This is a genomic window from Tenericutes bacterium MZ-XQ (genome assembly GCA_002838205.1).
Classification (GTDB): domain Bacteria; phylum Bacillota_I; class Bacilli_A; order Acholeplasmatales; family Acholeplasmataceae; genus Mariniplasma.
Genome location: CP017950.1, coordinates 1,999,970 through 2,014,361 on the forward strand (window position 1 = coordinate 1,999,970; position 14,392 = coordinate 2,014,361).

Genomic DNA, 14,392 nt, shown 5'->3' on the forward strand with positions numbered 1-14,392 from the left:
TACACATAATTTTAAGGAGGTGTACTTATGATCTATATCGGTATCGATATTTCAAAGTACAAGCACGACTGTTTCATCGCCACCGAAACAGTTGATTATCAGTTCTCATTTGAGAACAGTCAGTCCGGGTTTAAAGAACTTTTAGAGCATTTTAAACCCTATGTGAAGCAAGAAATGATAATAGGCTTAGAGGCTACAGGTCATTATGGTGAAAATCTTAAGTCATTTCTTACCCTCCATGGCTATTCGTTCATGGAGATTAATCCTTTTCTAGTGAAGAAGTTTGGAGAAGCCCATTCACTAAGAAAAACAAAGACGGATAAGAAAGATGCTCAATTGATTTCAACTTATATGAGATCTGTAGACTACAAAGCCTATCATCATCAATCTTATCATATAAGTGCTTTAAAATCACTGACTAGGTTACGATTTAAACTCATTTCTATACGGACAAAGCACTACAATATGATGACTAAGGTCTTAGATGTCATCTTTCCTGAATATAAGCCTTTTATGCGAGAACAAGGCTATAGTGGTACATCTTTGCACATTTTAAAACGTTTTTCTTCTCCAGATAAAATCGCTAAGATGACCGATAGTCATTTCGATAAACTTCGAAGACTATCAAAGGGTAAGTTCAATTATCCTAAGTTTGTGAAGCTGAAAGACCTCGCGAAATCAACCATTGGTGTCACTCAAGATCATCAACTCTTTAAATTAAAGACCTCAATCTCATATGTTGAGAAACTTAACACTGATATCGAAGAAACTGAGAAACAAATCACTTCTTTAATGGAACGGTATCCAACAAAGATTCAAACAATTATGGGTATTGGCATCATTTCAGCAGCTATTATTATATGTGAATACGGAGACATTCGGCTTTTCTCAAATCCCTCTGAAATGTTATCCTATGCAGGTCTAGATTCAACCATCAAACAATCTGGCACCATGTCTTCTACAGGTAAACTTGTCAAACGCGGTAGTAAATATCTACGTTCTACGCTCGTTAATATTTGCCTGATGGTTATGACTCACAACCCTGTGTTCTATGATTATTACACCAAGAAGAAACAAGAGGGGAAACATCACCGTGTCGCACTTATTCATCTCGCCAAAAAACTGATTAGAGTGATTCATCATTTGGAAACTCATCATGAAGATTTTGATTCTTCTAAACTCAAATAACTGATTACTTAAACTGTGGCGGTTAAGTAAAAAGTCATCTGTAATATAAGCTAACCTCCATATTTTATCTGCTATAGGAGGTTTTTACAGTATGTCTAATAAAAGTACTTGACTTTTAATAGTTAGTCACCTCTATTTCGATTATAATAGAAATTAATGCCGATGTCAATATATGTTTCGACTATAATCGAAACAATCAACAGAGTGGAGTGTTATTCCTATTATAAAAAAAATGACCCACTTTCTACAGTGAATCATTATTATTGTATGACTACTTAATCAAACTCTTTTCTCTAATCCCTTTTGTAAAAGAAGCACCATTTCTCTTAATGTTTTTGCTGCTACAGCAGTTGATGCACCGCTTGGATCAAGCATCGGTGATAATTCCACAAAATCAGCTGCAACCAAATGGTTCAACTTTTCAAATTGATCAAATGCCCAAAGTAAATCTTTATACTGCATACCGCCTGGTTCTGGAGTTCCTGTACCAGGGAAGACTGCAGGATCTAAAACATCAAGGTCAATTGTGATATACACTGGAACATCCTTTAATTGTTCACAGACTTGGTCTAATCCTTCGAAATCAAATTTTCTTTGATGGATATGACCGTTTTCTTTTTTAGCCCAATCAAACTCTGGTTTTTCACCACTTCTAATCCCAAATTGGAAAATTTTTCCATCACCAACAAATTTATGTACATGTCTCATAAAAGTCGCATGTGATAGTTCTCTTCCAAAAAAACTTTCTCTAAGATCAGTATGAGCATCTAAATGAATGATATGAAGATTAGGATATTTTTCGAAAGTAGCTTTAATCACTGGATATGATACCAAGTGTTCGCCACCAACCATCATAGGAATCTTATCATCTTCTAAAATGTCTTTAGTTGTTTGATAAACCATATCAAGCGCATCTTCTACAGCTCCAATCGGTAAATCTAAATCTCCGATATCAGCTGTTTTAAATTCATTTAAATCTCTTTCTCTATAAGGTGAATACCATTCAACCCCAAAAGAATCCACTCTAATCGCATTTCCTGCAAAACGTGTACCTGGTCTAAATGATGTCGTAGCGTCCATAGGAACACTAAATATTACAACATCAGCCTCTTCGTATGTAGATTTACAACTTTGGAAAGATAAATCCACTTTTTCATATTTATTCATTGTCATCTTCGCTCCATTTCGTCCAATATTCTTTATCAATGACTTTAATATATCCACTTTCTGTATCACTTAAAATGACTGAACCACTTCTTTGGTAGAAATCTAAGTCATCTAAAATGTCTTGACTAATGACCTCACCCGGAATCACAATAGGAATCCCTGGAGGATAGATCATAATTGATTCTGCTGCAATCTCATCAACAGCTTGATATAACTGTAAATATTTCTTAGGGGCATGATATGCCTCTCTTGGTCTAGTGTAAGCTTCTGGATAACTATATTTAATCTTAGGCATAATCGGTTCAAGTTCCATTGGCATGTAAGTTTCACTGATTGCTTTTAATGATTCAACCAAAACATCTAAATCTTTTTGAGTTGTTCCAATTGATAAAACAGCTAATATTAAATGCGTTTCGGCAAGTTCTAATTGTATTTTATATGTATCGAATAACTCTTTATACACATCAAAACCTGTGAGTCCTAAGTCAGATACTTTAACTATGATTTTAGTTTCATCATAATTATGGGCATTTCTTGAAATAAAATAAGATTTTCCTAAAGCTTTAAGTCCTGGGATTTGATTGATTTGTTCTCTTGTTTTTCTAGCCATTTCAATTAATTTAGGAATCTTAACAGGTCCTTCAAATACCATAGATTTTCTTGCAACATCCAAACTTGCAAGTAGTAATCCTGATGGAGATGTTGATTGAATCATATTGATTGTTGATCTTAATCTCACGTGGTCTACTCTAGGACCTTGAGCAATTAATATTGAGCTTTGAGTCAAGGAGCCAACTGTTTTATGAAGTGAACATGATGCTAAATCAGCCCCTGCTTCCATAGAACCTATAGGAAGTTTATCTGAAAAAGGAAAATGTGAGCCGTGAGCTTCATCTACAAGGACTTTCATGTCATACTCATGCGCAAGGTTCACGATTCTTTCTAAGTCACTTGTTACACCGAAATAAGTAGGGTTAATGACAAACACACCCATGGCATCTGGATTTTCTTCGATTGCCTTTTTTACTTCTTCATAATCCATATGATTTGCGATACCTAGTTCTTGATCGATATATGGTTTGACAAATATAGGGACAGCCCCACTTAAAATCAGAGCATTAATTGCTGATTTATGTACATTTCTTGGTAAAATTATTTTTTCTTTGGCACGACATGTTGACATAATCATCGCTAAAATACCCATGGTTGTACCACCGGTTAAGAAATATGATTTTTCTGCGCCAAATGCATCGGCCATATATTCCGAGGCTTCTAATATGACACCACTTGGACGGTTTAAATTATCTAACCCTCTTGGTGCATTCGCATCTAATTTAAAAACATTTTTACCAACAAAATCCATCATATCATTATCAATATGTCCGAGTTTGTGTCCCGGAACATCATGACAAATAGTATCACTTAGAGCATATGCTTTAAGCTTCGTGAAAAACGGTGTAATATTGTGATCTTTTTTCATCTATGAACCACCTTTCGAAACATATTTATTTTAACACTTTTTATGTGTTTTTCAATATGAAACGTTAAAAATGTGAAAAATCATCTATCTTTAACACTAACATCTTATATGTTATAATGTTTATAAATGAAAGGAGTAAACAAAATGAACTTAAACATATTTTTAACAACTACTCAAACCAACATATTATACACAGTGGGAATCACTCTATTTATAGCTTTTATACTGATTTTAGAACATTTTTTACTGAAAAAAGATGAACGCATTAAAGGATGGATTCTATTCATTATTTATTTGATAACATTCTTTGTTATATTAGGGTCCATACTTCTGTTATTTCAAATATGGGGATTTGATATCAAAGAATATGCAGAATCAACCATATCCAATCTAACAAGTTTGTTAACTGAAAGTATTGGAAGAATTGTTTCTAGTTTGATTATCTTATTTGTTACATTCTTTATTATGAAGTTCAGCAAAAAAGCATTTAAAAAGATTGGTAATAAAGAAGGTCCAAATCAAAAACGCAAAAAAACAGTTGGTAAACTTTTATCAAGTGTCACAAGATACTCTTTAGGCATTATTTCAATGATTATCATATTATCCATCTGGGGTGTTAATGTAGGTCCAGCACTTGCTGGTTTAGGTATCGCTGGATTGGTTATTGGTCTTGGAGCACAAAAATTCATCAATGACTTAATTTCTGGGTTCTTTATCATATTTGAACAACACTATGATATTGATGATGTTATTGAAGTACAAGGATTTAAAGGTGTTGTTACAGATATTGGATTAAAAACTACAAGAATAAGAAACTGGAAAGGTGACGTTAAAATCATGGCTAATGGTGATATGACCAATTTAACGAACTATTCTAGAAACCCATCTGTTGCTGTTGTAGATTTTGGTATCGCGTATGAAGAAGATATTCAAAAAACATTTAATCTTTTAGAAGAATACTTGCCTAAATTTAAAGCAACTCAACCAGATGTCGTAGAAGACCCAATCAACTTAGGCGTAGTGTCTCTAGGTGCTTCTAGTGTTGATATTAGAGTTATGGCAAGAACAAATAACGAAAAACACTACGGTATCGAAAGAGCCCTAAGAAAATTTATAAAAGATATGTTAGATGAAAACGACGTGGAAATTCCATTTCCACAAATCGTTGTTTCGCATAAAGAAAAATAATTCTTTTTCAAATGACCTAAATAAGATAAGAACCGCTCAAAAAAGCGGTTCTTTTTAATTAAATATCTTTTTTTTACTGACAATAGGTACAAATATTGTAAACTGATGATTCTTAAAGTGTACTGGCGTTGACACATGTCCCATCGGATATTTAAGGTGATAAAAATCATCATTATCAATGGTAGATTTTTCATATTCATGACTATGCGAGATTTTATCAAGTAGTTCTTGATAAGCTTTACTCTTCGCTTTAGAAGTATCATCACATGTTATGGTAGCGTATAAACCACCTGGAAAATCGAACGTCTCAAATCCTCCAGAGTCTTCGTGGTCATCTAAAATATACAGCCACTCGAGTTTTTTAGTAATCTCATTATTCCACATGAAATCTTTAGGGAATAAATGATCTTTTTTATTAAATCTTTCACTCCACCAATTTTCAAATGATTTTAAACTTTTTTTCCCCGATCTTGCCATTTTCACTTTTGGTAACTCAATAATCTTAAAATCCATTTCATCAAACCTTTCTAATCTAATCTTAGGAAATACATTGATGTTTGATGAAGGTGTTTTCCTTAAAGTCACTGGTGAGATTCCGTGGAAATTCGTAAATGCTCTAGAAAAAGAAGATAGATTGTAGTATGTATACTTAGCTGCAATATCACCGATAGCTGCTGATGTGCTAACGATAAGGTTAGCAGCTTCATACATTCTTCTATTTCTCATGTACTCAATCACTGGAATACCTATGACAAATGAAAATAGTTTTTGAAAATCAATATCTGACATATCTACATGCGAAGAAATATCCACTACTTTTAGTTCTTGTTCTAAATTGTTACGACATAGTCTATTGCCTTTTGTAAAACCGCTAAATACTTCATCTAATCACCTATCTTATGTTATCATGAAGATTATCTATTTGTTTGACTTGAAATAATATTTTTTGTATACAAATTCTTAAATTAGTTTGAACATTTCTTTGCGTATGCACATCTTTCGCAATATGATTTATTCTTGTTTTTTAACATTCGATAAATCACTCTTCCAGCTAAAAATCCAACAACAAGACAAATGATAAAATCAGCTAAAGTAAATGTCATAATACCACCTCAAATATATGCAAAAACTGATAAACAATCGTTGCAATCACCCAAGCAATACCAGTTTGGAAAAAGACTGCTTTCCACATGCGTTTTGTTGTCCCCAGTTCTCTTCTCATTGCTCCAATAGCTCCAAAGCATGGTGCACTAAATAGGTTAAAGACCATAAATGCATATGCTGATGCCGGTGTGAAGAAACTAAAAGCTTGGCTATTGAAAATAAATATGCCATCAGACACTTCCTCTGAATAACCAGCAATAATAGCCATTGATGCGACTACTTGTTCTTTTGCAACCAACCCTTGCATCGCAGAAACAGTAGCTTCCCAACTTAACTCTCCTAAAAAAGGATATAAAGCCCATGAGAAAACATTCCCTATGCTTGCAAGCATTGATTGATCAGGGGCTATACCATACTCAAAACCAAATGAAAAACTTAGTAAAAACCATACGCCAATGGAAGCTAATAATATAATTGAACCTGCTTGTTTAACAAAAGCAAGAACCTTATCTCCAACATCCTTAAACAAAAAACCAAAATGTGGAAGTTTATAATTAGGCAATTCTAGAATAAAACTTGAAGTCTTACCCCTAAACAAGAGCTGCTTCATCATAAATGCTGATCCAATAATCACTATCACTGCAAAGAAATATAAACTCGCACTTACAATGCCTGAATAATCTCCAAAGAAATATCCGGCAAATAAAGTAATAATTGGTAACTTAGCACTACATGGAACAAACGGTGTCAAAAGAATCGTCATTTTTTTCTCTGTTTCATCATGAATTGTTCTTGCTGACATAATCGCTGGAACACTACAACCACTACCAATAATAAATGGTATTAATGACTTTCCAGATAATCCTACTTTTTGAAACACCTTATCTAAGAAAAATGCAATTCTACTCATATATCCAGTAGTTTCTAAGAAAGAAATGAGCAAAAACAAGATAGTGAGTTGAGGTAAAAATGTCAAAATAGCTCCAACACCTGCTAAAATGCCATCAACAACTAAGCTTCTAGACCATTCGGATGCACCAACTTGATCCAATGTTGTTGCAATCCATTCACTAAACATTGTGACATATTTATCAACAAAATCTACAGTTATAGAACCAAATGGCCCAGCAGCTAAATAATAGACAGTGAACATAATCAACATAAAAATAGGAATTGCTAAATACTTGTTTAAAAAAATGCGATCAAGTTTATCAGTTATTGTCATATGCTCTTTGTTAGACTTAATTGCTTCATCTCTTATAAACTCAATATATCGATATCTTTCATCAACAATCACTTGCTCCATATCCCTTTGATAATGAAGACTCATATTTTTAACTAACTCTTTTGAACCATTTTGGTGATACTCATCAAAGGCTTGATCTTCTTCAATTAATTTAATTGCAATATATCTTTTGTGTTTATGAGTCAGTTCTTTTTCTAAAATATTCAGGCAATCTTCCAACTGATGATCATAAATATGTTCATAGTTATTTTTTCTGTATGATTTGTTTTTTATCACTTGAATTAGATCAAAAACACCTGTTTTTTTGAGTGCAGAAATAGGAACCATGGTTGTATCCAGTTTTTCTTCTAAAAACTTATAGTCGATGTCTATTCCTCTTTGTAGAGCGATATCACTCATATTAAGTGCAACCACAACAGGAATATCTAGTTCTAAAAGTTGAGTGGTTAAATATAAAGATCTTTCAAGATTTGTCGAATCTAAAATATTTAAAATCAAATCGATTTTCTCTTCAAATAAATAGTTTCTAGTTATTGATTCTTCAATCGTATAAGGTGTTAGCGAATAAACACCAGGTAGATCAATAATATCAAAATCTGTTGATCTGATTCTTCCTTCTTTTTTTTCGATTGTCACTCCTGGCCAATTCCCTATTTTTTGGTTATGACCTGTTAGCAAATTGAAAAGTGTCGTTTTACCAGAGTTTTGATTCCCTAAAAGTGCTACTTTCATGATAAAACCTCTACATCAATCAGTTTTAAATCTTGCTTTCTTAAACATAATTCATAGCCTCTAAGTTCGATATCATATGGATCTCCAAGAGGTGCAATTCTTTTAACTTTTATTTGTACACCTTCAGTAATGCCCATGTCTAATAATCTTCTTCTTAAGGCTTTATCTATAGTGTTCAATTTAATGACTTTAGCTTTTTGTCCAATAGATAAATCAGCCAAAACAGCTCTGTCATTTTTTTTATATTTAGGTTTTTTTGCCATTAGACATTTCTCCTCATCGTTGTTATTCAGTTTCATTATATTGAAAACAGTGATGAAGTCAAATATATCTATAAACATTCTAATTATCATTATAAATAAGATAATAAAAAAAGAAAAAGCCCTGGGGCTTTAACTGATAGTTACGACTCAATCCAATCATAGAGATCTTCTTTTCGCTTAGGTTTATTGAAAATTTTTTCTGGGTTTTCATAGCCTAAACATACTGCGTATAGTGGCTTATATCCTTCTTTAATATTCAACTTATCCATTGAACTTGGATCTAAAAAATAGTGTTTTATAAGTTCTACCCATAAAGACCCAATATTTAAAGAGGTAGCTGCTAAAAGCATATTCTCAATTGCTGCACTGCAATCTTCGACTGGAGAATATGCTTTCTCACTCACTGAAATGATGACAACTGTAGGTGCATGATGAAGCACATGATACTTCTCATTGTTTCCGTATTTTGAGACCCAATCGATATCGGAGTCCTTCATATAAGATTTTGCAACTTCACTCATTTCATCGATTAGTTTTGCATTTCTAATAATCGTAAATCTAACTGGTTGTGTGTTGTGCCCACTTGGAGCTTCTATACCCGCTTTAACAATCGTTTCAACAATATCTTTCGATATTTGCTTATCTAAAAATTTTCTAACGCTTTTTCTTTTGTATATATTATTTATAACATCATTCATATCACGACCACCTTTCTTCTCATGCCTAGTTTATCTTTTTAGAATTTCATTGTCAAGCCGTATTTCACAAAAAGAAAAAGGCTTATCGCCTTTATTCTTGAGATTTCTTAAAGTATTTTTTATCATCATACATCATAAGATCTAAGTGTTCAAAAAAACTTGGTAAATCTACATATGTATGTTCATCATAGATGCCCTTACCTAAACTTAAACTTATAGAAAAATCGTATGGTGATTTTTTATTGAACTCGTGAATCACGTGTTCAATGCGATTCATAATCTCATTGACTATGTCTTTTTTATCACTAATAATAACAATAACAAACTCGTCTCCGCCAATTCTAAAGATGTAATCTTGAGATCTAATGGTCGATTTTAATAATTTGGAAACATGAACTAGAATCTCATCACCAACACGATGTCCATATTGATCGTTGATGTTTTTAAAATCATTGATATCGACCATAATACCAGAAACAGTCAAGCTTTTATGCTTCATATATGATAAGTCTCTAACGATGGTCTCATATTCTCTTCTGTTAAACAATCCAGTTAAAAAGTCAGTTGATGTTATTCTCGACTGAATATAAATATAAATCATCAATTGAGAAACAACTAAACTGCTCCATATCATATTAATATCATTAAAAATCATCAATATGCTTGTTGCGAAAAATGGTGGTAGTGAAAATAATAGTAAAGGTAAAAACTCTTTTTTTCTTACTTTTTCTTTATGTTTGATAATATCGTAGTTAGCAATCATAATAACTAAAAACGATGAAAGCGCAACGATGTAGTGATGTGGTCCTCTAGAAAAATCATTCAAATCGCTGATATTAAAGATTATGTCTTGAAAATAACTTGCAATCACAAAACCAAAATTTATAATGAAAATAATACCTGGAATGATAGAAAATTTTATCAAACGTTTACGACTACCAAAAATATTTGTATCTACATAATAGATCCATAATAGTCCGAACAGAGGAGGCAAAGTAAAATACACACCTACACTTGTGTGTAATACAATGCTTGCAACAATGCCTTCAGTTCCATTTAATAGAATGATGATTGAATCTAGAATAATTAAAGAAAGATTCACTCCAATTAGATAAAAGAAAACTTTGTTAATATAGTTTTTCCAATTCAGTTGTCTAATCAGTGAAAAAAACAAAATCACCAAAACAACGCTCGATATGAGGTTCTTCTGTATCTCAATGAACAGTGTCACCACCCCCAAATACCTTATCATTATATTATCACAAAATGATAAAATATAACTTTCATCTTTATGTCATAATCATGAAGAAATCAATACTTTTCCTTAAAATCTTCTAAATTCCATAAAAACTTTGAATACTTATGCTTTTTTACGTAGTTGTATATGATTTTATCATATAAGGTCTTTTACTATTTTACCAAAAAAATAACTGTGTTCAAGATAAATACTGATTTTGTATAACTCATAATTGAATAATAACCTTACGTTTGGTAAAATGATTATGCCAAACAAGAATAGTGAATAGAATACCTTTTAAGTTGATGTCTTTAATCAACCAGCTTGGACACTATTTCTTGTTTGGCGATAAGAAAGTTCCTATTCAAGCTGGTTGCTTAAGGACATTTATCATTTAAGGAGTCTACCAAACATGAATCAAGCTATAACACCAGAAACATTGTACCCAATCATTCAAACTTTATGTGCTGATGATTATAATGAACTGCTTAAGAAAATGCAGCTGAATCAAAAGATAATCAATGATGCTGCGAATGCTCTTCATAAAATCATCTTTAGAGAGCGTCGAGTTCCTAACGGATATGTTAGAAACGGTAAGACACCTACTGGTCGTCAAAAGTATCTCAATCCTCAAACCAGTAGATCTATTTCAGATACCCATCATTCCATCGTTCGTTACTCCAAGAAGTCATATGAACAGTGGTTGATGTTTATCAAATGTATGCTCTATGGTCTATCTTTAAGAAAGAGTGCATCTGAAGTTGGGATTTCAACGACTACTGCCTTTGCGTGGCGTCATAAAGTCATCGAAGCGATGAAAGACTATCAGGAAGTTGTCAAACTGTCTGGGGAAATAGAGATTGATGAAACTTATTTTCTTCTTAACATGAAGGGTCCTTGGAAAGGTAAACAAATGCCAAGATCTGCTAAGAAGAAAGGTGAACCCGCCGTTTTACGTGGTGTTTCTAATGAACATGTTTGTGTTCTTATCGCACTTGATGAAAATGATCAGGTTTTAACGAAGGTCGTTGGTCAAGGAAATCCGTGGAAAGATGATATCTTCGATGCCATTAAAGGTAAGGTTAAAGCGGGTAGTCATATCACATCAGATAGTAAATCATCTTATTTTGATATTGCTCATCAATTAGAATGTTCAGTTACACAAATTCCTTCTGGTGAACACACCAAAGATGAATACAGTTTAGGAGTTATTAATAATTATCATAGTGAATTAAAAACCTGGTTTAGAAGATTTAGAGGCGTATCTACGAAACATTTAGAGGGTTACTTGATGTGGTTTAGGTTCATGAAGTATTTAAAGTATCAATTGGAGTATGACAAGCACTTAAATGCGGCATTAAAATATGTCATATCAAACCATGTTTCAATCAAATCAAGTGATATTCATCAAAGAGATTGGCCTATTGATATTTTTAAGCCATATCAGTATTTATCTTGAACACAGTTAAAAAATTAAAAAATTAAACATCTTTTTATAAATTGAATAAACTTATATTATAATCTCTCTATTTTTTCAATATATTTTCCAATTTCAAACTTACGTTCTAACCCTTTATCATTCATGTATCTAAGTTTTCCAAAAATGGTTCGTTCTGTCCATGCTCTATCGTGTTTTCCAAAACACCATGCGACACCTGTGTAACTATTTGGGTCTCTACCATCTATAAAATACTTGTTATTTAAATATAGAATGTTTTCATATGCTTTTTTAAACGATGGTGACCATTCAATTATTTTTTTTGCCCAGTACATACGCATATAATTGTGCATATATCCTGTAATTACCATTTCTTTCATTGCTGCATTAAAATATGGGTCATGCGTTTGAAATGTTTCATAATCTTTGGTGTCATAAACATAATCCCTGTGATCAAATTCATGAGCATTCATTGTTTGATATGCCCAGTCTTCTGTCATGGTTTCAAATGTATCATAACCCTCTTGATAAAAAACATAATTGAAGGCTAACTCTCTTCTAATAAGTAATTGCTCGACATATTGGTCAAAAGATTCACCTTTGATTTGTCCTTGCTCTAAAGCTATATATAATCGTTCTAACAATTCTAAACTTGAGATTTGTCCAAAATGAAGATACATGCTCATATGTGAAGTTGCATCTTTTGATGGATCGTTACTTTCTGGATATAAATCTGATTTATATAGTATAAACTCACTAAAAAGTTTAGATGCTTCTAAGTATCCGCCCTTATAATAAATACTTCTTGGAACACTTTGATCAATATTCATATGATCAACCAAGTCAGCAACATCATCTAAATCGTTGTCGCTATGTAAATCAATGATTTGCTGACGATTCAAAACCGCAAGTTTTTTGAAATCTCTAAACTCTTCATATACTCTCTTAATCTTAGGTCGAATAGTATAAGCACCATATTCAGCCTTATTTGATGCGACATGTACTGGAACAATCAAATCTGTATCTACCATGTCGATATATAAAATCTCATCATTTTTGACATTGTGATATACATCTTTTCTCCATGTTCTTTGGTGTTTTAAATATCCTCGATCCATGATAAGTGCTTGAGCATCCTTTAAAAATGGGATGATCATCTCATGTGGTTTACCAAACTTAAGTACAAAACTTATACCTAACTTATTTAATAACTGTTTAACTTCTTTTAAACCTTCAAGCATAAAACTATAACTTCTAGCGTTTGCTTCTGGATATTTATCATCTAGACCAAAAAAACAGACAAGTGGTAAATCAAAATGATTTGCCAAACGTATTGCATGATCTAGTGCATGGTTATAGTGCACTCGTTGAGATTGTTGCATCCAATAAATCACATATTTTCTGCTTGAATCTTTTTTACCATCCTTAATTTTTAGTAGACGCTCTTTGTGCATACAGTTCCCCTTAAAGTTCTATTATTTGGTTCAAATCAAACAATATCAATCCATCATTGTTCACTCATATTTTAACATGAAACAAGATTAATCTTGAATTTAAATCATTTTTGATCTACCTTGATAAACATGCGTGTTATAATCAAACTAATCAAGAATATGAAGAGATCAAAAGATTTAAATCTTTGATCAAGTCATCATTTTATGACAAGGAGATCATTTTATGTATCTAAAAAAAATAAAACATCCCGAACTCTTTCAAGGTAATAAAAAGAAAAATCATTACTTTGAAGGTTGGTATTATAAATTAGTTACAGCAGATCAAAAAGTATCCATTGCTTTTATTCCTGGAATCAGTATGAATCAGAAAGATCCGCATACATTTATTCAAGTATTTGTCTCTAAAGGTGATGATTTAAAAACATATTACTTTAAGTTTAATAGTGATGATTTCATCTATAGTCATGATCAATTTCAAGTGCAAGTCAAAAATAATCTATTTACTTTAAGCGAAGTTAACATATCTTTAGATCATGAGCTTATGACTGTTCAAGGAACCATTCACCTAAATCACCATATAGGTTTAAACAAAAATTTGTATCAACCAAATATCATGGGACCTTTTGCATATCTACCATTTATGGAATGCAACCACGGTGTCATTAGTATGACATCAAATCTAAAAGGTAGCTTAACAATAAACAATGAAGTCTATGATTTTAGTGATGGTAAAGCATACATAGAAAAAGATTGGGGAAAATCCTTTCCTAAAGCCTATATCTGGTTACAAAGCAACCATTTTAATAATGAAAAAACATCCTTTATGTTTTCTTATGCAACCATACCTTTTATGGGTATGTCATTTAAAGGTCTCATCGTCAATTTAATCTACAATCAAAAAGAATATAGATTTGCTACGTACAACTTAACAAAAATTTTAAAGAAAGAGATCCAAAAAGATACTATCAGTTTTATTTTGAAAAAAGGCAAATACAAACTCTATGTGGATGCAAAAAAGGAGCATGAAATAGACCTAGTTTCACCATCATTTGGACTTATGAAAAATACAATCAAAGAAGGTTTATCTGGAACAATTTCTTTGAAACTTTACGAAAATCAACAACTCATCTTTGAAGATATCGGTGAAAATGCCGGTATTGAGATTATGATGAAATAAAAAGCATATCGCATGATATG

Annotated in this window: 11 protein-coding genes and 1 pseudogene; 4 read left to right on the forward strand and 8 right to left on the reverse strand. The window is 32.2% G+C overall.

What is annotated here, in order from left to right; genetic code table 11:
* Nucleotides 1-27: 27 nt before the first annotated feature.
* Nucleotides 28-1,188 carry a hypothetical protein gene (locus tag BK011_09865; GenBank protein AUD65978.1) on the forward strand — a complete coding sequence of 387 codons (1,161 nt, stop codon included), beginning with the start codon at nucleotides 28-30 and terminating at the stop codon, nucleotides 1,186-1,188.
* Between the two features lie 279 nt (nucleotides 1,189-1,467).
* Here the strand turns inward: BK011_09865 and BK011_09870 are convergent, their stop codons facing one another.
* Together BK011_09870 and BK011_09875 are read right to left on the reverse strand one after the other, a co-directional pair.
* Nucleotides 1,468-2,355 carry an agmatinase gene (locus tag BK011_09870; GenBank protein ID AUD66190.1) on the reverse strand — a complete coding sequence of 296 codons (888 nt, stop codon included), beginning with the start codon at nucleotides 2,353-2,355 and terminating at the stop codon, nucleotides 1,468-1,470.
* Nucleotides 2,348-3,835 carry a hypothetical protein gene (locus tag BK011_09875; protein ID AUD65979.1) on the reverse strand — a complete coding sequence of 496 codons (1,488 nt, stop codon included), beginning with the start codon at nucleotides 3,833-3,835 and terminating at the stop codon, nucleotides 2,348-2,350. Before BK011_09875 ends, BK011_09870 begins: the two co-directional genes overlap by 8 nt.
* Nucleotides 3,836-3,979: 144 nt before the next feature.
* Here BK011_09875 and BK011_09880 point away from each other — a divergent pair, with 144 nt between their 5' ends.
* Nucleotides 3,980-5,023: a hypothetical protein gene (locus BK011_09880; GenBank protein ID AUD65980.1), complete on the forward strand. Its 1,044-nt coding sequence runs from the start codon at nucleotides 3,980-3,982 to the stop codon at nucleotides 5,021-5,023.
* A 54-nt stretch (nucleotides 5,024-5,077) separates the two neighbouring features.
* On the opposite strand, the gene BK011_09885 is transcribed toward BK011_09880, so the two are convergent.
* From BK011_09885 to BK011_09905, 5 genes and pseudogenes are all read right to left on the reverse strand, one after another.
* Complete coding sequence (locus tag BK011_09885) at nucleotides 5,078-5,812, reverse strand: hypothetical protein (GenBank protein ID AUD65981.1); 735 nt, start codon at nucleotides 5,810-5,812, stop codon at nucleotides 5,078-5,080.
* A 176-nt stretch (nucleotides 5,813-5,988) separates the two neighbouring features.
* A pseudogene (locus tag BK011_09890) lies at nucleotides 5,989-8,105 on the reverse strand (ferrous iron transport protein B).
* The gene (locus BK011_09895; GenBank protein ID AUD65982.1) at nucleotides 8,102-8,368 is read right to left on the reverse strand and encodes a hypothetical protein; all 267 of its coding nucleotides are present in this window, start codon (nucleotides 8,366-8,368) and stop codon (nucleotides 8,102-8,104) included. Before BK011_09895 ends, BK011_09890 begins: the two are co-directional and overlap by 4 nt.
* A gap of 140 nt (nucleotides 8,369-8,508) precedes the next feature.
* Nucleotides 8,509-9,066 (reverse strand): hypothetical protein, encoded by a 558-nt coding sequence (locus BK011_09900; protein AUD65983.1) that lies wholly within the window; start codon nucleotides 9,064-9,066, stop codon nucleotides 8,509-8,511.
* A gap of 91 nt (nucleotides 9,067-9,157) precedes the next feature.
* Complete coding sequence (locus tag BK011_09905; GenBank protein AUD65984.1) at nucleotides 9,158-10,240, reverse strand: hypothetical protein; 1,083 nt, start codon at nucleotides 10,238-10,240, stop codon at nucleotides 9,158-9,160.
* Between the two features lie 475 nt (nucleotides 10,241-10,715).
* Between BK011_09905 and BK011_09910 the strand changes: the two genes are divergently transcribed.
* Nucleotides 10,716-11,762, forward strand: coding sequence for a hypothetical protein (locus tag BK011_09910; GenBank protein ID AUD65985.1), 1,047 nt, complete (start codon nucleotides 10,716-10,718; stop codon nucleotides 11,760-11,762).
* Nucleotides 11,763-11,818: 56 nt separating this feature from the next.
* On the opposite strand, the gene BK011_09915 is transcribed toward BK011_09910, so the two are convergent.
* The gene (locus tag BK011_09915) at nucleotides 11,819-13,195 is read right to left on the reverse strand and encodes a hypothetical protein (protein AUD65986.1); all 1,377 of its coding nucleotides are present in this window, start codon (nucleotides 13,193-13,195) and stop codon (nucleotides 11,819-11,821) included.
* A 223-nt stretch (nucleotides 13,196-13,418) separates the two neighbouring features.
* Between BK011_09915 and BK011_09920 the strand changes: the two genes are divergently transcribed.
* Complete coding sequence (locus BK011_09920; GenBank protein AUD65987.1) at nucleotides 13,419-14,372, forward strand: hypothetical protein; 954 nt, start codon at nucleotides 13,419-13,421, stop codon at nucleotides 14,370-14,372.
* Nucleotides 14,373-14,392 lie beyond the last annotated feature (20 nt).